Genomic DNA, 21,463 nt, shown 5'->3' with positions numbered 1-21,463 from the left:
GATCGCGCCTACTTGGGAGTCAGCGCGAAGCGCAGGGAGGTGTGGTCGATGGTGTGCGGCAGCGGGGCCGGAGGGACGAGGGGGCGCCGGGGGAGCAGCAGGAGGGCCCTGTGGTCGCGTAGCAGCGTGGCGAGGAACGTTGCTGCGGTGAAGAGGACGAGGTCCTGACCGGGGCATTTCGCGGGGCCGTGGCTGAAGGGCGCGAGCGCCCAGTTGTCCTGGTTGCGGCCGTCGAGCCAGGCGTCGGGCTCGAACTCGTCGGCGTACGGCAGATGCCGGGCGTCGCGGTGGAAGAAGGAGCTGTAGAAGACGACGCCGGTGTCGGCCGGGGTGGTGGTGCCGTCGTGCCAGGTGGTCTCCGTCGTGGTGTCGCGGAGGATGGCCAGCGACGTGGGCCACAGCCGCAGCGACTCCAGGACGCAGGCCCGCAGCAGGGGCAGCGCGTCGGCGGTGGCCGGCCGGTCGGGTGCGATGCCGTCGATCTCGGTGTGCACACGGTCGGCGTGTTCGGGGTGGCCGGCCAGGAGGGCGAGGGCGCTGTACGCGGCGATGGCGGCGGCATCGTAGGCGAAGAGCCAGTGCGGGATCTGCCCCGCGGGTCGGGCCGCTTCGGTGCACGGGGTGGCGGCGACCAGGGCGGCCAGGCTGTCGGGCTCGGCACGCTCCACATACGCGCGCACGGCGGTGAGGAACGCCTCGCGGGTGCGGTCCTTCGGCCTGAGCAGGTTGAGCCAGTTGCCGTCGGTGCGGAGGGCGGCCAGCAGTTCGGTGATGCGGCGGTCGTCGCGGGCGGCGTCCCCGAGCACGACACGGCGGATGACGCGCCAGAAGGCCGCCGAGAAATCGTCCCAGACCAGGGGCCGACCCGAGCCGAGGTGGAGGTCGAGGAGGGCCTGGGCCTCTTCGCGGATGCGGGGGGCGAGGGCCGGGAAGAGCCGGTGGGCCGGGCTGTCCCAGTCGAGGACCGCTTCGTTGAACGCGCGGCGTTCGGGGCGGACTTCGGTGGGGCAGATCAGGACTCCGTCGGGCTCGAAGTGGCGCAGGCCGCCGGCCTTCTCCCGGTTGGCGGAGGTGAGCGAGGCGGGAGTGGCGGTGAACATGTGGCGGGCGTCCTGCGGGGAGAGCAGCAGCAGTACCCGCCGCCCGGGGATGTTGACCGAGACCGGGCCCGGTCCGTGCCGTCGGCGCAGGCGAGCGAGGGTGCGGTTGGCGCTGCGGTTGGTGTCGAATCTGGCGGCGAGGCGGACCATGCGGGGGCGGCGCAGGATCGCCCCCTGGGCCAGGGTGGGTACGAGGACGGTGACGCCCAGCAGGATCGTCTCCAGGGCCGATGCGCGCGCGGGTGGCCGCTGTGGCATATCGCTGTCCCTCTCAGGCTCGCGGTACGGGCAGTGCGGGAGGTTCGGGAGTTTCGGGTGTCTCGGAAGTGCGGGGCCGCTGGCCGGGCAGGTCGGTGGTCGGGGTCGTGGGATCGGCGGCGGCCGTGGCCTGGTCGTTGTGCAGGCCGAGGCGCAGGTGCAGCAGGGTGGTGAGGCCGTCGATGGTGCGGCCGCTGCGCAGGAACTCCATCGGGGGGATGTCGACGTCGAATTGGTGGCGGGTGGACGTCAGGAGTTCGGCGCCCATGAGGGAGTCGAGCCCGTACTCGTCCAGCCGGCGTCGCGGATCGAGGGCGTCCGGGTCCATCTGCATGACGCCGGCCAGCAGCCGCGTGATGGCGGTCTGCAGCGCGACGCGCGCCTCTTCCGGGGGCAGACCGGCCAGTTGGGCGAGGAGCTCCTCGCGGGATCGGCCGCCCTCCTTGCCGTGCGACGGCGTCAGCAGGCTGTGGCGCGGGGCGCTGAGGGTGGAGGTGAGGGCGAGGGCCCGGCCCCAGTTCCAGCGGGCGACTCCGGCCACCGGGGTGTCGCGGGTGAGCAGATCGTCCAGGGCGGCGAACGCGTCGCGGAGGCCGAGGGGTTCCAAGCCGATGGCGGAGAGCTGGGCGGCCAGGTCGTTGCGGATGACATATCCGGTTTCGCCGAGCGCGCCCCAGGCGATGGCCTGGGCGGGGAGCCCGGCCGCACGGCGCTGCCGTACCAGGGCTTCGACAAAGAGATTGCCCGCGACGTACGGGGCCTGGTGGAGGTTGCCGACGTACGCGGCGTCCGAGGAGACCAGCAGGAACAGGTCGAGCCGCCGGTCGCGGGTGAGCCGGTCCAGCACCAGTGCGCCGCCCGCCTTGGGGGCCAGCACGGCGGAGAAACGCTCCTCGGACAGCTCGCTCAGCGGCGCGTCGTCGAGGTGCATGGCGCAGTGCACCACGCCGCGCAGCGGTCGGCGTCCGGCGTCGATGCCGTCGATCAGGGCACGCATGGTCTCGGCGTCCGTGCAGTCGACCGCGTGCGCGGTCACCTGGACGCCGCGGCGGGTCAGCGCGTCGAGAAGAGCGGGGGCCTCGGGGGTGGCCGCCCCGCGCCGACCGACCAGGACGAGGTGGCGGGCGCCACGGTCGGCCAGCCAGTGTGCGGTGGCGGCCCCGAAGCCGCTGAGCCCTCCGGTGATGAGGTAGGTACCCCGCGGATCCAGGGCGGGGCGGGCGGGGGCCGCTTCGACGGTGACGGGTTCGTCGAGGGGGTCGAAGGCGACCACGACCTTGCCGATGTGACGGGAGTGCTGCATCAGCTCGAACGCCTCGCGCACCCGCGCCGCCGGGAACACCGTGTGCGGCAGCGGCCGGTAGGCACCGTCGCGTACCCGCTCACCGACCTCCTCGACCAGGGTGAGTGCCTCGTCGGGCCGGTGCATCAGGGAGAGCAGATCCACGCCGAAGAAGGCCAGGTTGTTGCGGAACGGGGCGAGCGAGAGCGGCTTGTTCTCATAGATGTCGCGCCTGCCCAGTTCGATGAACCGTCCCCCGGGCCGCAGCAGTTCGAAGCTGCGGTCGATGGCCTCGCCGGCGAGGGAGTTGATGACGACATCGACGCCCTGCCCACCGGTGAGGGGGCCGACCTGACCGGCGAAGTCGAGGGTGCGGGAGTCCAGCACCTGCTGGACGCCGAGGGTACGCAGCAGATCGCGCTTGACCTCGTTGCCCGCGGTGGCGATGACGTGCGCACCGCGCATCTGGGCGAACTGGAGCGCGGCCAGCCCGACACCACCGGCGCCGCCGTGCACCAGGACCGTCTCTCCCGGCCGCAGCCGGGCCAGGTGCTCCAGGCTGTAGTGCACGGTGGAGAAGGCCACCGGAAGGGTCGCCGCGGCCTCGAAGGACATGCCGTCCGGGATGTTCCGCATCGACCGAGCCGGTGTGGTCACGTGGGAGGCGAGTGCCGCGGACGCGAGGCCGAAGACCCGGTCGCCGACGGCCAGCGCGCTCTCCCCGGGCCCCACGGCGGTGACGATGCCGGCGCACTCCATACCCGGTGCCGTGTAGAGGGTCCCTTCGCTGGCTTCGGACGGCAGCAGACCGGTCACCGACATGACGTCCCGGTAGTTCAACGCGGCGGCCCGCACCGCCACCGTGACCTCTCCGGGGCCCGGCACCCGCGGCTCGGCCGCCTTCCAGCTGAGGGTGTAGGACAGGCCGGGGCTGTGAACGTCCAGGGCGTAATGGTCCGGAGCTCGGGCGGGCGTGGCGGGCAGCGGCATCTCGCGGGGGACGAACCGCCCCTCGCGGGCGAGGAGGATCTCGTCCTCGTCCGAGGGCGTGAGCAACTCGCGGGCCAGCGAGGACGCGTCCGCAGCCGGTGAACCGGACCGCTCCAGGCTGATCCGGCGGACGGACAGGTCCGGGTACTCGTTGCCGAGTGTGCGGGCGATGCCCCAGGCCGCCGCGTCGGCGGGGGTCCCGGCACGCTCGGGAGCGGGGAGGGCGCCGCTGGGACGGGTCACCAGCCACAGCGAGGTGCGGCCGTGCGGTCGTCGGCCTTCGTCGGCCCGCGCCAAGTCGCACAGCAGAGTGGCCCGTTGGGCGGTACGCCCGGTGAGTTCGCCGACGTCGCACGGTGCGCTGTCGGCCAGGATCAGTACCAGATGGAGTTCCGCCGCCCGCTCACCGGCGATGAGCTGCCATGCGCGTACGTCCTCATCGGCCCGGAGGAGGTGTACCGAATGCCGTCCCCCCGCCGCGAGCAACTCCGCCACGGAGCCGGCGAGCGGCTCCTCGGAGGGTGCTTCCGTGAAGAGGACGAACGCCGCACTCTCCGGGACGACGTGAGGTGCGGGCGGCAGCGCGCGGGGCCTCTGGGGAGCGGTCGCCAGGATGACGGAGGCCGAGGTCAGGGCCGATGCGGCGGCGTCCCCGGTCCGGACGATGTCGGTGAAGCCGCATCGCTCCAGCAGCGGCGGCCATTCCTCCTGGGGCAGCAGGGCGGAGCGCGGACGCAGCCCGCGGTCGGTGTGGTGGTGCCAGAGGCCGTCCACGGTTCCGTACCAGGGGATCAGCGTTTCGGGGTGGTGGTTCTCGAAGCCGAGCAGACGGCCACCGGGTGTCAGGAGGGCGGCGAGCCGCTCCAGGGTGGCGGTGAGGTCCTTGCAGGTGTGCAGGGCGTCGGCCGCCACCACCAGGTCGAAGCTGCCCTCGGCCAGACCCTGGTCTCCCGGATCCAGATCAAGGTCGAAGGTGCGGTACTGCACGAAGTCGTAGCACGCGAACCGCTGTTGGGCGCGGGGGAGGAAGAATCCCGACACGTCTGTGTACATGTAGGTGGTGCGATCGGGCGGCAGAACGGGGAGCAGGGCGCCGGCCAGGCCGCCGGTACCGGCGCCGACTTCGAGGACGCGCAGCGGGCGGTCGGCGGGCCAGCGCCGCGCCATCTCGCCGGCGAGCGTCTGCGCGATGCGGTGGTGGAAGCGGAAGAAGGGCGCGGTGTCGAAGAACTGCTCCAGGGCGTGTGCCGCCCCTTCGCCGGTCAGCATCTCCAGCGGGTCGCATTCCCCGCGGAGCGTCGGCAGCAAGCGCGTGCAGTTGCGTACCACCAGCGCGGTCTCGTTGATGGTGTGGGGAGACTCCCGCACCGCTGACCTGAGTGCGTCCGAAGACTTCGGTCCGGCGTGAGTGAGCGTCCAGTGGCCAGATGCCGTGCGCGTGGCGTAACCGTGCCGCTCCAGAGCGGGCAGTTCCACCTCCATCAGGGGGAGGTACTTGGCCAGCATGCCGGCCGCGGTCAGCTCGGCCGGGGTGAAGGGCTCGGAAGGGGCGGGCAGGAGGTCGGCCAGGGCTGCCGCGACTTCTGCCGCGAAGCCCTTCTGGGCCCCTTCCACGCTCTCGGAGATCCTCAACGGCCGGTAGGCCCCGCGCAGTTCCGCGATCCGCTCCTCACAGGCGGCGGCGATCAGCTGGGAGGCGGGCAGCGGGCTCGGCACGGCCGGGGCGGCGGCATGCGGGGCGGCACGCAGCACGGTGTGATGCCGGCCCACGGGTGCGTGCACGGGGTTGGCGAGGCGGCGCAGACGGCAGCCTTCCAGCTCGACGGCGACCGTGCCGTCCTCGTCGGTGAGGGTGATGTCCCAGCACACTTCGACCGGGGCGCAGGACCGCTCGCGTACGTGCACAAGGCCCGTGGCGGCGGGTGCGCGCCAGACACGGACGGCTTCGAAGGCCGAGGGCAGGTAGGCGTCGCCGTCGACCGCGATCCCCTCCAGCAAGGGGGCACCGGACTGCAGTGCGCCATCGAGCAGAGTGGGGTCCACCGTGAACTGCCGCCTCGGGACGTCCTGGTGGTAGCCGGCGAGCACCTCGCCCGCCCCCACGTGCAGCTCGGTCAGGACCTGGAACGCGGGTCCGTACCCCAACCCTCGCTCCGCCAGCTCCGCGTACTGGTCGGCGGCCGCGATACGGCGGGTACAGCGGGCCCGGGGGCCGGCCAGGTCCAAGGAGCCGGGCGCGCTGCCGATGCGTCGCCGGACTCGTGCGCGCACATGCGGCCGTGGATCGCCGGTGCCCTCTTCGGTGCTGGTGATGGTCACCACCCCGTCATCCGGGTTCACCGCGAGCTGAGTGTGGACGCCGGAGGCTTCGGCCCAAGGGATGGTCAGTGGGCTGCTGATGTCCATCCGGTCCACCGACACCGGCGTCCCCAGCGCCCGTTCGCCCGCCGCCAGGGCCATCTCCAGATAGGCGGCGGCGGGTACGACGACGGACCCGGCCAGCTTGTGATCGGCCATCCACGGCACCAGCGCCGGTTCGACGGCGCCGTGCCACAGCGGGTGCGGGCCGGGCATGCGTTCCCCCAGCAGGGGGTGCGCCACCTGGCCGTTGCCGCTGCTGGACACCCAGTCGTGGGGAGTGCCGCTCCAGTGGCGCTCGCGCTGCCAGGGGTAGGCGGGGAGGTCCACCACCCGGCCCGGACGGGGGAAGTACCGCGTCCAGTCGATGTCGGCGCCGGCGGCGATGGCGGCCTCGACCGCCGTGTGCAGCGCCTGGCCGCCGTCCGTCGCGCGGCGCAGCGTGGGCACGACGGCCGGGGTCCCCGGGCGGGGCCGGCCGGTGGCCCGGCGCAGGTATGGCCGGAGGACGGGATGCGGCCCCAGCTCCAGGAAGATGTCCACACCGTGTTGCCTCGCGGCCTCGACCGCGGGGCCGAACTGCACGGGCTCGCGCACGTTCCGCCACCAGTAGGCGGCGTCCAGCTCGGTGCCGTCGATCCGGGCTCCCGTCACCGTGGAGAACAGCGGCAGGTGGGCCGGGGAGGGCGCCAGGCCGTCCAGGGCCCGCAGCAGCGGCTCGCGCAGGGCGTCCATGGCGGCACTGTGGAAGGCGTAGTCCAGCTCCAGCACCGTGCAGAGGGTGTCCTGGGCGGTCATGTCGGCGGTCAGGCGCAGGAGTGGGGCCTCGGGGCCGGAGACGGTCACATCACGGTCCGAGTTGACCGCCGCCAACTCCAGCCCCGGATAGTCGGCAAGGACCTCGGCGGCCCTCTCCCGGGGCAGGGCCAGGGCCGCCATCCTGCCGTACCCCGCGGTCTCCGCCTGGGCACGGGAGCGCTCGGCGATGACCCGCGCCGCCTGCTCAAGGCTCAGCGCCCCGGCGATCTGCGCGGCGGCCACCTCGCCCACGCTGTGCCCGAACACGGCGGACGGGATGATGCCGCCCGCACGCAGCACGGCCGCCACGGCGATCTGCACGGCGAACAGCAGGGGCTGGGCCACCTCGGTCGCCGCCAACTCGGCCTCCGTGACCGTGCCCAGCCTCTCCGCCACGGACCAGCCCAGATGCGGCAGCAGCTCCGCATCCACAGCCGCGAGCGCGGTGACGAAGGGCCCGCCGCCGTCCAGGAGATCGGCGCCCATGCCCGCCCACTGCGACCCGTTGCCGGAGCACACGAACGCCACCCGGCCGTGCTCCGCCGCTTCACCGACCGCCCCGCCGCACTGCCCCTGCGCCTCCCCGGTTCCTGCTCCTGCCTCCTCCTCGCCGGGGAAGATCGCCGCCAGCCGGTCGGCCGCCTCCCGCGGCCCGTCCGCGATCACTACCGCCCGGTGCCGGTGTGCGCCCCGTCGCCTGGTCGCGGTGTAGGCAAGGTCGTAGAACTGATCCGGTTCGGTCCGCGCGAGCCGTTCGGCCATACCGTGCACCGCTTCCCGCAGGGCCTGCGGGGCACGTGCGGAGACCAGAACCGGGCGCGCGGCGTCCATGGTCTCTTCGGCCGCCCCCGCGGCATCCGGTACCGCCGGCTCGGCGCCGACGATGACATGGGCGTTGGCACCACCGAAGCCGAAGGAGTTGACGCCCACCACCGGTCGCGGCGTGGCCGGCAGGAGCAGGGGGCTGGTCACCGGAGCGAGGTTCAGCCCGGCGAAATCGATGTCGGGGTTGGCCGGTTGGCTGTGCAGGGAAGCCGGAGCGGTGCCGTGGCGGAGCACCAGCAGCGCCTTGAGCAGGCCGGCGATGCCGGAGGCCGGTTCGAGGTGGCCCAGGTTCGTTTTCACCGAGCCGATCGGCAGCACTCCCGCCTGCCGCCGGGTTCCCAGCGCACGGCCGATGGCCTGGCACTCGACCGGATCCCCGACCAGGGTGCCGGTGCCGTGCGCCTCCAGGTACACCAACTCATCGGGCCGGACCCCGGTTTCCTCGTACAGCTCGCGCAACAGCTCTTCCTGCGCCTCGGGATTGGGCAGGGAGATCCCCGCCGTACGGCCGTCGCAGTTGGAGCCGCTGCCGAGGATCACCCCGTGCACCCGGTCGCCGTCCGCCCGCGCGTCCGCCAGCCTCTTGAGGACGACCAGCCCGCCGCCCTCGGCCCGTACGAAGCCGTCCGCCTCGGCGGAGAAGGCCGCGCACCTGCCCCGCTGCGAGAGCATGGACGCCTGCGAGAACCCCACGAAGTGATACGGGCTGAGCAGCACGTTCGCCCCCGCGGCGAGCGCTGTGGGGCTGGTGCCGTCCCACAGCGTGCGGCATGCGCGGTCCAGTGCCACCAGGGAGGACGAGCAGGCCGTGTCGATCGCCATACTGGGGCCGCGCAGATCCAGGCAGTGGGAGAGACGGTTCGCCGCCAGCGAGGAGGCGGCCCCCACCATGGTGTAGGCGTTCACCGAGCGCGGTCTCATGAACTGCAGGCCGCCGTAAGAGGCGTCGGAGATCCCCACGTAGACCGCGGTATGCGAACCCGCCAGCGTGCGCGGGGCGATCGCCGCGTCGTCCAGCGCCTCCGCCGCCAGCTCCAGCAGCATCCGGTGCTGGGGGTCCATCTGCGCGGCCTCCCTCGGCGTGATGCCGAAGTACTCGGCATCGAAGGAGGCGACATCGGCCAGGAAGCCGCCCGCGGCGGTGTAGCTCTTGCCGGTGCGCGGCATGCTCGTGTCGATGAATCGGGTGGCGTCGAACCGTTCGGCGGGTGCTTCACCGACGAGGTCCCGGCCCGCTTCCAGCGCCTGCCACAATCCGTCCACATCGGTGATCCCGCCGGGCAGCCGGCAGGCGGCTCCCACGATGGCGATCGGTTGGTACCGCCCAGAGACGTTGCTGGCGCCCATACGCGCTCCTCACACGGTGCCGGGGGCGATGTAGTGGGACGCGAGCGCTGCTGAGGGCCTCGCCACTTCTCTGCGGAAGGCGCGCTCTCGGAGACGATGGGCGCGCTGCCGGGCATTGCCGCTGCCCACTGGTGCCGACAGTGCAATGCTCCAAGAACTCCCGACGCGGCACGAGAGGGCAGAACTCTGCACCGAGCGCGCCGACACCACCCCCGCGAAGCCGCGTCAACTCACTGAGCAGGACTTTTCGTGGGGTCGGCAGGACGGCCGGACCGAAAGGCCCGACGGCAAGTTCACCGTTGTGGGGGACCGTTTCCTACGCGATGACCTGCGGCCTCAACTGGCCTGGGGTTTCAGGAGGGGCGGGCAGGCACCCCGGAGTCCCCCGAGTCCCCCAAGCCCCCTGATGCCGCCCGCGGTCAGGCAGGCAGACGGTTCGCATGGGACAGCCGGCGAGCCGTGGCCAGCAGGGCATGGATCTGCGGACCGGACTGGTCGATGTCGGTCACCGGGGTCTTGAAGGGCAGTCGGACGTCGTGGTGGTTGCGGGGGTATTCGAGGCGCAGGGTCACGCCGTAGCGGTCCATCGCCACCGGGAGGGCGCGCAGCATGCCGCTGCCCGGACGCGGTCGGACGAGGCGCAGCAGCAGGGGGACGAGTTCGCTGTGGTCGTCCACGAGGTGGGTCAGCATGCTCGCCTCGCTGGTCGCGATCGGGTCGAGTTCGGTCACCTCAAGGGAGTGCAGGTCGACGTAGCTGCGCCCGCGGTCGTCCTCCAGGACCGCCTGGCCGAACTCCATGCAGGTGCTCTCGGTGGCCTGTGCGCTGTACGGGGCGGCGAGCAGTCCGGTCACCGTGACGCGGGCGCGCACCCGGTCGCGTACGGGGGTGGGGGCGATGTCGGTGAGCTCCAACCGGACCGGGATGCGCGTCGCCGTCTGGGCGCCGGGGTCCTCGCACGGCGCGTGCAGGTGGAAGTGGCCCATCGCCCCCGCGCCGTCGAGGCGGCGCACCTCGGTGTGCAGCCCGTCGCTCACTACGGTCATCGAATGGGCGGCGGCCAGGATCGACCGGACGCGCTCGGCGGCGGTAGGTGCGGTGGCGCGGGTGGGGAAGGGACGCATCCGGTGCTCCAGACGAGGGTAGGGAGACGCAACCAGTGGCATGTACTTAGGTAAGCCTAACCTAATCCAGCGTGGAAGGAGGGAAGGGACTGCCCGGTGCGACACCGAGCAGCCCCCGCCCCATGCCGCCCCGCCCCACTTGGCGCACCCGCGCGAGCAGGAGTACCGGATCGCAGGACTGCCGGATCACAAGAGTGCGGGATTGCAGCACTGCCGGATCAAGAGTGCTTGTCGCCGAGGAACCTGCTCGATTTCGCGGCCAGTTGCCGCTGCAGATATTCCTCCGCGTCATCGGGTCGCATACGGGCAAGGGCGACCAGACCGGTGATGACCACGTCCGCGACCTCCGCGTGCACGTCCTGCCAGGTATGGCTGTCGCCCTTGCGGGGGTTGGTCCCGCGCACACCGATGACGGCCTGCGAGGCCTCCCCCGTCTCCTCGGCGATCTTCAACACCTGCAGCGTCCACTGCTGCGCCTGATCCAGCCCCCGCTCGTCGTCATGCGCGGTGAAGCGGCGGGCCAGGTGCGCGATGGTGTCCCAGATGTGTCCGTCCATGGTGGAGTGGTCCTCTTTCACGAGTCGGCCGTCCTGGAGTCGTCGGCGGGGGCTGCGGGCTCGGTCTGGTAGCCGGCTGCCTGGAGGGTGAACATCTGGGCGTAGTCGCCTCCGAGGGACATGAGTTCCTGGTGGGAGCCGGATTCGGTGATGCGTCCGGCGTCGAAGACGTAGATATGGTCGCAGCCGACGACGCTGGCGAGCCGGTGGGAGATCAGCACGGTGATCTGGTCGTCGCGGAGCTTGCCGCGCAGCACCGCTTGGTAGACGTCGTGTTCGGCGCGCGGGTCCATGCTCGCGGTCGGCTCGTCCAGCAGCAGTACGGGCGCGTCCTTGTAGAGGCCGCGGGCCACGGCGATCTTCGCCCACTGTCCGGCCGACAGCTCCTGGCCGTCGCGGAACCGCTTGGACAGCAGCGCCTGCCAGGTACCGGGCAGATCGGCGATGACCTGTGCGGCACCGGAGGCGCGTGCGGCGGCCAGTGCACGCTGCGGATCGGCCTCGGTGAGTGTGCCGCGGGAGACCGTGAGGTTGGCCAGGGCGCTGAAGGGGAAGCGGACCGGGTCCTGCAGCACTGTGGCCACCCGCTGTTGGAGGGACTCGGTGTCCAGGTCCGCGGTATCCACCCCGTCCCACAGGACCGACCCCTCCTGCGGGGCGTAGAGACCGGCGATCAGACGTGAACATGTGCTCTTCCCGGACCCGTTGAGGCCGACGAAGGCCACGGTCTCCCCGGCACGCAGGGTGAGGGAGATGCCGTCGAGGGCGGGGGTGTCGTTGCCGGGGTAGGTGTAGCTGACGTTCCGGAGGGCGATCGCCGCGACGGTGTCGGGTGCCTGCTGCCTGCCGTGGCACGGCTGGAGCGTGCGGCATCGCTCCTGGAAGGCCAGCAGGTCGGTGACCCACAACGCGTGCTCGTAGACGAGGTGGGCGACTTCGACGAACCTGGTCAGGGAGGTCCGGCCGGCCTGGATGGCGATCACCGCACCCGCACCGGCCGCCAGCGGCAGCCATCCGGCGATCAGCATGGCGCCCAGCGCGACGTAGGTGACTCCGGCTCCGAGCCCGCCCAGACCCTGCCCCGCCAGCGTGAGCCAGGCGGCACTCACCCCCAGCCGGGTGTCCTCCTCGGCGATGCGCGTCGTCAGCCGGCGGTGTTCGTCGAGCAGGGCCCTTTGGGCGGTGTCGGCGCGCAGTTCGGCGGCCGAGTCGCGGTCCAGCAGAAGCCAGGAGAAGACCCGTACCCGGCGCTGGAGGGCGTTCCACCGCCGGAAGCTGTGGAACCGCGCCCGTGCGGTGCGCACCGCTGCGGCGCCCACGGGCAGGACGGACAGCGGGAGCAGGGGGAGCAGCAGGGGGTGCAGAACGGTCAGGACGCCGGCCGTGCCGATCAGCCCCAGGAAGGCGGAGGCCAGGGAGACGACCTGGCCGACGATCTGCCGCGCGTAGAACAGCCCCCGGTCGTTGGCCCGATAGGCGTCGTCGTGCCAGTCGGAGTCGTCGACCACCTCAAGGCGGACGTGTGCGGTCAGGTGGAGGAAGTCGCTCTCCAATGCGGTACGGATCTTCGGCGTCACGCGGGCCTGCGCGACGGAGACACCGGCTTCGAGCAGGGCCCGGGCGGCGAGGAAGGCCACCACGAGCAGGATCTCCGGGACGGCGGCGCGGACCTTGTCCGGGGTCGGGCCCTGGGCGAACAGCTGCTGGAGGACGGCGACGGAGGCCGCCAGGCCGAAGGCGGACATCGCCGCGGACACCAGCTGGAGCACCACCACGGCGACGGTGGCCGGGCGGTCGGTCCGCCATGCCAGCCGGCCGATCCGGCGTACGGTGCGCGGAAGCCCGGCGAGGATCTGGCCGACGGTGGCCTTGGCGGCGGCCCCGTCGTAGACCGACCAGTACGCCTCCTTGAGCCCGTCGGTGATGTCGTCGCTCGCCGGGCCGGCGGGCATCGACGACGGCGGCAGCGCCAGCGCCGCACCGCGGGGCGCGGGTACTTTCCCCGCTACCTTCCTCCGCGGATCGGTGGCGGCGGTCGGCTCGTCGCTCTCGCTGGTCGGCTCGTCGCTCTCGCTCACGTCCGCCACCTCGCAGCCGCTCGTGAGGGGCGGCGAATGCCCGGCACACGGGCGCCCACCACCCGCCCTGGGATGTCCTCGGCCGGGCACGGGCCAGAGGGGCGATATTCGAACGCGGCGGGTCCCTCCACGGGGACGGTTAAGGGATTCAGGGCTCCTCCAGGGGAGGCGATGAGTACAGGTGCTCTAAGAACGGCCCGGATCGCTACCCGTAACGGGTATGCCGGGGGCAGATGGTGAGCACATGTTCTGATCGCGGGTGGAGGGCGCTCGGCGCTTGGGGCGCGGGTTTCGAACAGCTCGGATCGCGGTGAGCCGCGGCTACGGCGTGATAGCCGGAGAGTCGCGCCTACGGCGTGAGCGCCGCCGCTCGCGGCAGCAGCCGGGCGAACGGCCACTGCGGCCGATAGCAGAAGTACTCGCCGCGCGTCTCGACCTCCTCGGCGGCCGAGGCGCCGGTCCGCCGGGCCTCGTCCCGGGCGCCCGCGGAGTGCAGGGCGTCGGCGAGCAGGCCGAGGTGGAGGGTGCGGCGCAGGATGGTCCGGTACGGGGCCGCGTCCCGCAGCGCCTTCCGCATCCGGGTCAGCCCCCTCTCGTGCATGCCCTGGTGCACCTCGGCCCAGCCGAGCGGGACCGCGAGCATGCGCTGCCAGAACGGCAGTTGGCAGCGGGCGGCGAGGTCCAGGCCCGCCCTGCCGGCAGACAGGGCACCCCGAACGTCGTGCTCGGTGATGGCGATCAGAGCGTCCACGTACCGGGCGAAGGCCCTGTCCCAGGGCCGTTCGTAGCGGTCGGACTGGGTGACGTTCAGCAGCTCCGAACGGTAGCGCCGGGCCTGGGCGGGGTCGTCGTTGAGACAGTGGCCGAGCGCGAGGTGGGCCCGGTAGCCGATGCGCTGGTCCCTCTGGAGCGCACAGGGGGTGTCGAGGGTGTCGGTGATCTCGACGCCCTCGGCGAGTGCGGTGAGCGCCTCGTCCAGCCGGCCGCTTACGTAGAGGGTGACCCCGTCCACGTAACAGGCCGCCGACCGTGCCTGCGGACCGCCTCCGTGGTCGGCCAACTCGTAGAGCAGACCGCCGATCTCCGCCGCCTGCGCATAGTGGCCGGAGGTGAGCGCGCTGATCGCTCGCACGTGCAGCAGCCCGGTGGGCCGGCTGGCGTCGAAGGCCCGCTCCAACTGCTGGGCGTCGTCGAGCGCCTTCTCGAACCGGGCCGAGCCGTAGCCGTCCATCAGGGCGTGCAGCCGCATCATCCGCTTGCGCAGCTCCAGTTCCACGGCGGCGGTCGGCTCGTCCGCGGGCAGCGCCGCGACGACCGACGCCGCGGCCTGCAGCCAGTGCAGCGCGGCCGTGTGGGAGAAGCGGCCCTGCTCCCGGTCGGCCAGCGCCAGCAGCGGGCGCACGCCCGCGCGGGGACCCAGGAACCGGGCGGCCGCCAGGCAGTGGTGGCGGATCTCCGCGGTGTCGTCGCCCGGCTGGCAGCGCGGAGCCAGCAGGGTGGCCACACGTTGGTGCCACCGGGCGCGGGTGACCGGCTGGATGGCGTCCAGCAGGAAGTCACGCGTCAGGCCATGGGTGAAGGAGAGCCGGCCCTCGGCGGCCGGGTCGTGGCGGAGCAGACCGGTCTGCACCGCGTCGTCGATCAGCGTGTGCCCCAGACCCAGCGTGGACAGGAGGTCCGCCAGCAGGGGACGGTCCACGTTCATGCCCATCACGGCGCAGAGGGTCAGCACATCGAGCGTGTCGGCGGAGCACTCGCTCAGCCGCTCGTGCAGCACCTCGCGCACCTCGAAAGGGACCGAGGACCGCTCCCGCCGCTCCCCGGTGGTGTGTGCGCCGACCGCGCTGAGCAGGAGGAAGGGGTTGCCGCCGGAGGCGCGTTGGAGCCGCCGGGTCTCGCCGGGCGAGGGCGTCGCTCCCGAAACCGAGGTGATCAACGCCCGGCTCTGCTCCTCGGTGAGCCCCTCCAGCCGGAGCATGCTGGTGTTGCCCTCCTGGAGGATGCGGGCCACGGCGCGGCGCACCGCCGGGATCCTCGCCAACTCGTGGTCGCGGAGCGTGGCCAGCAGCATGACCCGGGCCTGGCCGACCTGCTTGACCAGCAGTTGGAGCACTTCGAGTACGGGGGTGTGGGCGAGGTGCAGATCTTCCAGCAGCAGCACCACCGGCGTCCGTCGTGCGGCGGCGAGCACGGCCTGGCAGATCCGCATCTGGTGGAAGAGGTGCTGCTCGGGCGGCCATTCGGCCTGCGCGACGAGGTTCACGGAGCCGGTCTCACCCGCCCCGCCGGCCGACTCCAGCTGTCGTACGAGGTGTTCCCACGTCCAGTAGCCGGGGTCCGACGGCGTCCCGACGCAGTGCGAGCGCACCACCTGGAACCCGTCGGCGGCAAGGCCGCGCGCGGCCTGCTCCAGCAGCCACGTCTTGCCGATGCCCTGCTCACCGCAGACCAGCACCACATGGCCGCGACCGCTGAGGGCCTCGCCCCGTAGGCGCTCCAGCCGCCGCATCTCCGCCCGGCGGCCGACGAGCCGGTCGCCGGGCGGCGGGGACACCGCGGGGGCCGGCTCCCCGACCGACGGCCCGGGGGTCGGGACCGGGGCCGGTGCTGGTGCCGAGGCCGCTCCCGAAGGCCGTACGGAACGTTGCGCCGCCCCCGGGACGGGCGCGGCCGACAGGTCCTGCCGCAGGATCCTCGCGTGCAGCACCTGAAGTTCCCTGCTGAGATCGGCCCCCAGGTCCTCCGCCACCGCATGGCGCATCCGCTCGTACGTCAGCAGCGCCTCCGCCGACTGCCCGAAGTGGTACTGGGCCGTCATCAGTTGCCCGCCCAGCCGCTCCAGTCCGGGATTGCGGCTCAGTTCCTCACCGAGCCGGACCGTCACCTCCTCGTAGCCGCCCAGATCGAGGCTGGCCTGGGCCCACACCTCAAGCGCCCGCAGGCGGATGCGTTCCAGGCGGTCCGCCTCCGCCACCGCGAACTCATAGCCGTACAACTCGCCCATCGGGGTGCCGTTCCACAGCTCCAGGGCGGTCCACGCCGTGGCGCGGGCGGCTTGGAGGTCGCCGGCCTTGAGCAGTTCCCGGCTGTCCCCGGCCTGCGCCTCGAAGACCGCGGCATCGACCAGTCGGGCATCGGCGGCCAGGACGTAGCCCTGGAGATGGTGGACGACCCGGACGGAGTGGTCGTGGCGGTGCAGCGCCTTCCGCAGCCGGGAGACGTACGCCTGCAGCGTCGAGGTCGCCTGGCTCGGTGGGTTGGACCCCCAGATCGCCTTGGTGATCACGGGCAGCGACACCACGCTGCCCACGTGGATCAGCAGCAGGGCGAGCAGAGCGCGCTGCTTCGGCGTACCGAGATCCACCTTCTCCGCACCGGAACTCACGCTTAACGGGCCGAGGATCTCGAATCGAAGGCCGGGGGACCGTGCATCGTCTTTCATCGTGCATCCCGACTGGAGAGATTTACGGAAGTGGGGGGACGGGGACCGCAGAGGGGAGACGGCTTCTCAGTCGTTCATCGAGACGCAAACCAGGGAGGGCGGGTTCACCGGGGCATGCGCTCTCCGTGTTCTCGGCGCGGTCCGAGGCAGAGCGTGCGGGGTCGGTCGGCCGTGCGGCAACGAATCCGGGCCGACGCGGAAGACTGGACTGCCAGGACGGCGCTGACCTGCGGAAACGCCCCTTACGCGGAACGCCTTACTGGGACGCCCGCCGCTCGCCCGACCAGGACATCGACGGCAATCGGTGGCGGCCCCGGCCGGTACGCCATGGCGCAATGTCCCGGAGCGGTACGGGATCCGGGGCGCCAACGGCCGGGTGCGTCAGGTCAGTTCCATGCGCCGGCCAGCAGGGTGCGTCAGGTCAGTTCCGCGCGCCGGCCAGCAGCGTGCGGTACCAGCCGAGGGTGGCGTCGAGCGTCGTCTCCAGCGGCGTCGGACGGAGGCCGAAGGACCGCTCGAACGCCGAGGAGTCCACGATCTGCGCCTCGGTGTGCTGGTAGAACATCTCCGCGTACTCGTCCATGAAGGTCGCGTCGAACGGCCCGAAGGGGCGGGGCTCGTCGAGCACCACCCGCCGCAGCGGGCGGCCCGCCCGCTCCTCGATCAGCGAGTGGATCTCGCGGGTGGTGAGGGCGGGCGCGGTGGGCAGATGCCACACCCGGCCGTCGCCTTCGGGGTCTTCGCCGAGGGTGGCCAGTCCCTTCGCCACATCCTGGATGGCCGTGTAGCTGTGCGGCAGGTCGATGTCGCCCAGCGCGAGGACCTCGCCGCCGGTCAGTGCGGGCGGGAACACCGCACCGCCGAGCGTCGAGTTGAGCACGCCGGGGCCGACGAAGTCGGCCGACCGTCCGAGGACGACACGGGCCCGCCCCGCACGGTGAGCGGCGAGATAGGCCGCGTCCAGCCGCGCCCGCATCACTCCCTTGCGGCTCGTCGCCCGCCAGGGAGTGTCCTCCGTCATCACCTCGCCGTGCGTCGGGCCGTACGGGTACAGGGTGTCCAGGACGACCAGCCGTGCCCCGGTGGCCTCGACGGCGGCCAGCACCGCCTGCTGGACCCGGGGCATGACCTCGGTCTGCTGGTGATAGGCGACGTTCACGCAGTGGTACACGACGTCCGCGCCCTCGACGGCGGCCCGCGCCCCGTCGTGCGTGCTCACATCGGCGGTACGGCGCTCCACGCCCTCGGGGGCGCCGTCCGGCGTCGAGCGGTTGACCAGTCGTACGGCATGGCCCCGGCGGGCGAGTTCGGCGGCGAGCGTGGTGCCGGCCGGGCCGGCACCCAGAACGACATGGAGACGGCGTGCGGCAACAGACATGGCGATTCCTTCTTTCCGGGAGGGCGGGTGGTGCGGATCGGAGGTGGGCGAGGGTGATGGAGCACCCCTTCGCTTCGCTTCCTCACTTCTGTTAGAGACCATAACTCTTGCGATCGTCCATCGCAACTGAAGTGATGGTTACGATGAGCGAGGGCTGCTCACGCACGCCGTCCCGCCGCCCCACAACGCAGGAGGAGAACATGGCCGCCGAGGTACGAAGCCCCCGGGAGCGCTACCGCGAGCAGAACCGTGCGGAGATCAAGACGGCCGCGCTGCAACAGCTCGCCGAGGGCGGCGTCCAGGCCGTCGCGCTCACCCGGATCGCCAAGGACATGGGGCTGTCCGGGCCGGCCCTCTACCGCTACTTCGCGGGCCGCGACGATCTGCTGGGCGAGCTGATCCGGGACGCCTACGACGACGTGGCGCAGGCCATCGCACAGGCCGACGACGGCTCCGCCGAGGACGCGCGGTCCACCCTGCACGCCCTCGCCGGCGCCTACCGGAACTGGGCCGTCGCGCAGCCGCACCGCTATCTCCTGATCCAGGGAACGCCGCTCCCCGGTTACGCGGCTCCGCCCGACACGCTCCAGCGCGCGCGAGCCGTCCTGGGGCCGTTCCTGAAGGTGTTCGCCGCCGGCGCGCCCGCCGAAGCGCTACGGCCGACCGTCGCCGAGATGGCCGCCTGGGTACGCAAGGACGACGGTGTCGCCGACTGGGTGGCACAGCACACCGGGTTGCCGCCGCGCGGCAAGGCGGCGGGCACCGCCCTCGCCGGTACGGTGCTGGCCTGGTCGCAGCTGCACGGCACGGTCAGCCTGGAGGTGGCCGGTCTGTACGCCGGGATGGGGCACCACGCGTCGACCCTGCTCACCGCGCAGATCGACACCCTGGCCGACTCCTTCGGCCTCTAGTTCCGCATCGGACGGCCTTCGCTGGACGGCACCGACCACGCACGCCGCAAGCAGCGGGGCAGCATGATCGGCCGCTCCATCATCCGGCGGAACAAGCACACCGCGGATATGCGCTTGCGCACCCTCGTCACGCGGGCCAACGTCGCATGACACCCGACGGAGGCAGAGAAGATGACCATGCAGACCCGGCACGTCGACCACGAACTCATCCAGGCCGCGGCGGAAGTCGCTCGCACGCGCTGCCGGGGCGACAACCACACCATGGCAGCCGCAGCCCGTGCCCAGGACGGCCGGATCGTCACCGCCGTGAATGCCTACCACTTCACCGGAGGCCCCTGCGCCGAGCTGGTCCTCATCGGCACGGCAGCCGCCCAGGGCGCCTACGAGCTGGACACCATCGTCGCCGTGGGCGACCGCGACCGCGGGGTTGTTCCCCCATGCGGCCGGTGCCGTCAGGTCCTTCTCGACTACTTCCCCGCCCTCAAGGTCATCGTCGGCGAAGGCGACCGCATCCGGACCGTCGCCCTCACCGACTTGCTGCCCGAGAGCTACATCTGGGCCGACCACCAGCTCGATGCCGAGTAGAGCGCGTCACTCGGCACGAGTTGACACACGCAGCCGGCGGCAGAGCGAACACTGTCTGCTGCGGTACTGGGTGCGGGTGCGGCAGCCATGGGGGATGCCGCTCGTGCAGGGAGGGCCAACCCGGAATGCCCAGGCGGTAGTCGAGGGTGACGAGGACGGCGCCGTCCCGGGCGAACGGTCCCCGTCGTAGCGGTCCGCCTCGCCGGTGGCCGACCGGTGGCCGACCGGTGGCCGAGAGGAACGCGCCACCGTGCCCCCGAGCGGTCGCCGGGCAGGCCCACTACCAGGTCGGAAACCTGCCGGACCGCGTCCCGAGCCTCTGCTGGACTGGTGAGCACTGCTTCCCCCACCACCACTCACCGGGACACCGCCATGCCTGCCGCACCCGCCGTCACCGCGCCCACGGGCGCTTCCACCGCCCGCAGCCCCCTCCTCTCCTGGCTCGCCGTCATCGCCCTCGCCCTGGGCATCTTCTCCATCGTCACCACCGAGATCCTGCCCATCGGCCTGCTGACGGCCATCGCCGCCGACTTCCGCATCTCGGACGGCACGGCCGGCCTGATGATGACGCTCCCCGGGGTCCTGGCCGCGGTCGCCGCCCCCACCGTCACCGTGGCCACCGCCCGCTTCGACCGCCGCCTGATGCTCTGCGCGCTCACCCTGCTCCTGGCGCTGGCCGACTTCCTCGCCGCGGCCGCCCCGGTCTACGGGCTCGTCCTGCTCTCCCGCGTCCTGGTCGGGATCACCATCGGCGGGTTCTGGTCCATCGGCGTCGGGCTGGCCGACCGCCTCGTCCGTCCGGAGTCGGCGGGCCGGGCCACGGCGCTGATCTTCTCCGCCGTCCCCTTGGGCTCCGTACTCGGCGTCCCTGCCGGTACCTTCCTCGGTGGCCTCGCCGGCTGGCGTACGGCGTTCCTCGCCATGGGAGTGCTCACCACGGCGGTCTCCGTCATGCTGATGCTGCTCGTCCCCGCCCTCCCCGCCGTCCGGCCCACCCGCCTCAGGGACCTGCGCGTCCTGCTCCGCGGCGTCCACACCCGCTTCGCGCTGCTCACGACGTTTCTGATCGTGCTGGCCCACTTCGGCGCGTACACGTATGTGACGCCCTTCCTCCGGAACGTCACCCAGCTCGGGCCGGGTGGGACCACCGTCTTCCTGCTGGCCTACGGAGTCGCCGGCATCCTGGGCAACTTCCTCGGCGGCGCGGTCGTCCGCCGCTGTCCGCGCGCCACGTTCGCCCTGGCCGCGTGCGCGGTCTCCGGCGCGACCCTGCTGCTTCCCGTATGCGGACAAGGGGAGATGTGGGCGGTCGCGCTGCTGGTCGTCTGGGGGGTCGCGTACGGTGCCGTTCCTGTCTCGTCCCAGACGTGGTTCGCCCGGTCCGCGCCCCGCTCACCGGAGGCCGCCTCGGTGCTCTTCACCGCGTCGTTCCAGGCGACCCTTTCGCTCGGTGCGCTGGTCGGGGGCGCGGTGGTGGACCGCGCGTCGCCGTCGGCGGTCATGACGCTTGGCGGGCTGACCGCGGCCCTCATGGCCGTGGCCGTGTGGTGGCACCGGGCCGGCGGGCGCGAGTGGCCCGAGCGCGGCCAGGTGTGACGAGGCCCTGCGTCAGGGGGCGTTGTCAGTGGCGGCTGGCATGGTGGCAGACATGAGCGATGAGCCGCTGGGCCGGAGCGCCTATGTCCTGGAGAAGACCTACAGCGGGCAGGTCGACTGGAGTCTGTTCTTCGTCTACGCCCAGCGCGCGCACATCCGCGCGCTGTTGCAGGACATGTACTTCGACACTCCGGATCCCGACGTGCGCCAGGGCTGGATAGATGTGCACTTCGAAGGCGAGAGCGCCGATCTGTGGCTGATCGAGAACGGCCGGCGCACAGGCCATGTCGATCTGCGCCGGTTCATCCGGGACGCGGACGAGGAGGGCGGGACGCAGCGCGAGGTGGCCATCGACTGGGCGGGCTTCGAGGAGGCGGTTCCGGCCGTACTGGAGGGCGTGCCGCTGGGGCACGGCCAGGAGCTCCACCTCGCCGACGCGGCAGGCGACTTCCAGGACACGGACGCCGAGCTGCCGTCCCAGTATCCGCACCATCCCGTCCGGTACGGCATGCAGCTGTCGACCGATGACGGACTGTCCGACGAGCCCTACGCCTACTTCATCGACCCGGATCCGGCACCATGACTTCGGGGCCGCCGGCCCGACGGCCCGAATGCTCCATCGGGCAGGGGGCCTTGGTCGTGTGCGTTGGGTCTGCCGGCCGGCATCGTGCTGGCCACTCCCGCTCAGGCCGCCGACCGCGGAGCCCTTGGGGGCATCCGAGAAGCCGTCCCCGTGGGTGGCGATGTGGGCTTTCAGAGCACCGAGTGCTTCCTGGGTGGCCGTGCCGAGCCGTTGCCGCGCCTCTCCGCGAGGTCACTCGGTGATGGTCACGC

General features: G+C 72.0%; 11 protein-coding genes. 4 read left to right on the top strand and 7 right to left on the bottom strand.

Features of this window, described 5'->3' with window-relative positions; translation table 11 throughout:
• Positions 1–8 precede the first annotated feature (8 nt).
• From ACZ4NB_RS34325 to ACZ4NB_RS34295, 7 genes are all read right to left on the bottom strand, one after another.
• Positions 9–1,358 (bottom strand): cytochrome P450, encoded by a 1,350-nt coding sequence (locus ACZ4NB_RS34325; protein ID WP_467666954.1) that lies wholly within the window; start codon positions 1,356–1,358, stop codon positions 9–11.
• A gap of 13 nt (positions 1,359–1,371) precedes the next feature.
• The gene (locus ACZ4NB_RS34320) at positions 1,372–8,958 is read right to left on the bottom strand and encodes an SDR family NAD(P)-dependent oxidoreductase (protein ID WP_467666953.1); all 7,587 of its coding nucleotides are present in this window, start codon (positions 8,956–8,958) and stop codon (positions 1,372–1,374) included.
• A 419-nt stretch (positions 8,959–9,377) separates the two neighbouring features.
• Positions 9,378–10,082, bottom strand: coding sequence for a DUF2470 domain-containing protein (locus ACZ4NB_RS34315; protein WP_467666952.1), 705 nt, complete (start codon positions 10,080–10,082; stop codon positions 9,378–9,380).
• Between the two features lie 218 nt (positions 10,083–10,300).
• Positions 10,301–10,639, bottom strand: a complete 339-nt coding sequence (locus ACZ4NB_RS34310) for a MazG-like family protein (protein WP_467666951.1) — start codon at positions 10,637–10,639, stop codon at positions 10,301–10,303.
• Between the two features lie 17 nt (positions 10,640–10,656).
• Positions 10,657–12,717 carry an ATP-binding cassette domain-containing protein gene (locus ACZ4NB_RS34305; RefSeq protein WP_467666950.1) on the bottom strand — a complete coding sequence of 687 codons (2,061 nt, stop codon included), beginning with the start codon at positions 12,715–12,717 and terminating at the stop codon, positions 10,657–10,659.
• 349 nt (positions 12,718–13,066) lie between these two features.
• On the bottom strand, positions 13,067–16,102 hold the full coding sequence (locus tag ACZ4NB_RS34300) for a BTAD domain-containing putative transcriptional regulator (protein WP_467666949.1): 3,036 nt from the start codon (positions 16,100–16,102) through the stop codon (positions 13,067–13,069).
• A gap of 478 nt (positions 16,103–16,580) precedes the next feature.
• Positions 16,581–17,537: an NAD-dependent epimerase/dehydratase family protein gene (locus ACZ4NB_RS34295; protein ID WP_467666948.1), complete on the bottom strand. Its 957-nt coding sequence runs from the start codon at positions 17,535–17,537 to the stop codon at positions 16,581–16,583.
• Between the two features lie 200 nt (positions 17,538–17,737).
• Between ACZ4NB_RS34295 and ACZ4NB_RS34290 the strand changes: the two genes are divergently transcribed.
• The 4 genes from ACZ4NB_RS34290 to ACZ4NB_RS34275 all read left to right on the top strand — a co-directional run bounded on the left by ACZ4NB_RS34290 (position 17,738) and on the right by ACZ4NB_RS34275 (position 21,212).
• Positions 17,738–18,448 (top strand): TetR/AcrR family transcriptional regulator, encoded by a 711-nt coding sequence (locus ACZ4NB_RS34290; RefSeq protein WP_467666947.1) that lies wholly within the window; start codon positions 17,738–17,740, stop codon positions 18,446–18,448.
• Between the two features lie 171 nt (positions 18,449–18,619).
• Positions 18,620–19,033, top strand: coding sequence for a cytidine deaminase family protein (locus ACZ4NB_RS34285; RefSeq protein WP_467666946.1), 414 nt, complete (start codon positions 18,620–18,622; stop codon positions 19,031–19,033).
• A gap of 372 nt (positions 19,034–19,405) precedes the next feature.
• Positions 19,406–20,629: an MFS transporter gene (locus tag ACZ4NB_RS34280; RefSeq protein ID WP_467666979.1), complete on the top strand. Its 1,224-nt coding sequence runs from the start codon at positions 19,406–19,408 to the stop codon at positions 20,627–20,629.
• 52 nt (positions 20,630–20,681) lie between these two features.
• Positions 20,682–21,212, top strand: a complete 531-nt coding sequence (locus ACZ4NB_RS34275; RefSeq protein ID WP_467666945.1) for a hypothetical protein — start codon at positions 20,682–20,684, stop codon at positions 21,210–21,212.
• Positions 21,213–21,463: the final 251 nt, after the last annotated feature.

This window comes from Streptomyces sp. NPDC026575 (genome assembly GCF_055567415.1).
Note: the sequence above shows the minus strand (reverse complement) of the source record. Positions and strands in the feature narration are given on the sequence as shown.

Bases quoted from the DNA above. Each gene is read 5' to 3' on its own strand.
- ACZ4NB_RS34325 (WP_467666954.1), bottom strand. From the start codon at position 1,358: ATGCCACAGCGGCCACCCGCGCGCGCATCGGCCCTGGAGACGATCCTG.
- ACZ4NB_RS34320 (WP_467666953.1), bottom strand. From the start codon at position 8,958: ATGGGCGCCAGCAACGTCTCTGGGCGGTACCAACCGATCGCCATCGTG.
- ACZ4NB_RS34315 (WP_467666952.1), bottom strand. From the start codon at position 10,082: ATGCGTCCCTTCCCCACCCGCGCCACCGCACCTACCGCCGCCGAGCGC.
- ACZ4NB_RS34310 (WP_467666951.1), bottom strand. From the start codon at position 10,639: ATGGACGGACACATCTGGGACACCATCGCGCACCTGGCCCGCCGCTTC.
- ACZ4NB_RS34295 (WP_467666948.1), bottom strand. From the start codon at position 17,537: ATGTCTGTTGCCGCACGCCGTCTCCATGTCGTTCTGGGTGCCGGCCCG.
- ACZ4NB_RS34290 (WP_467666947.1), top strand. From the start codon at position 17,738: ATGGCCGCCGAGGTACGAAGCCCCCGGGAGCGCTACCGCGAGCAGAAC.
- ACZ4NB_RS34285 (WP_467666946.1), top strand. From the start codon at position 18,620: ATGACCATGCAGACCCGGCACGTCGACCACGAACTCATCCAGGCCGCG.
- ACZ4NB_RS34280 (WP_467666979.1), top strand. From the start codon at position 19,406: ATGCCTGCCGCACCCGCCGTCACCGCGCCCACGGGCGCTTCCACCGCC.
- ACZ4NB_RS34275 (WP_467666945.1), top strand. From the start codon at position 20,682: ATGAGCGATGAGCCGCTGGGCCGGAGCGCCTATGTCCTGGAGAAGACC.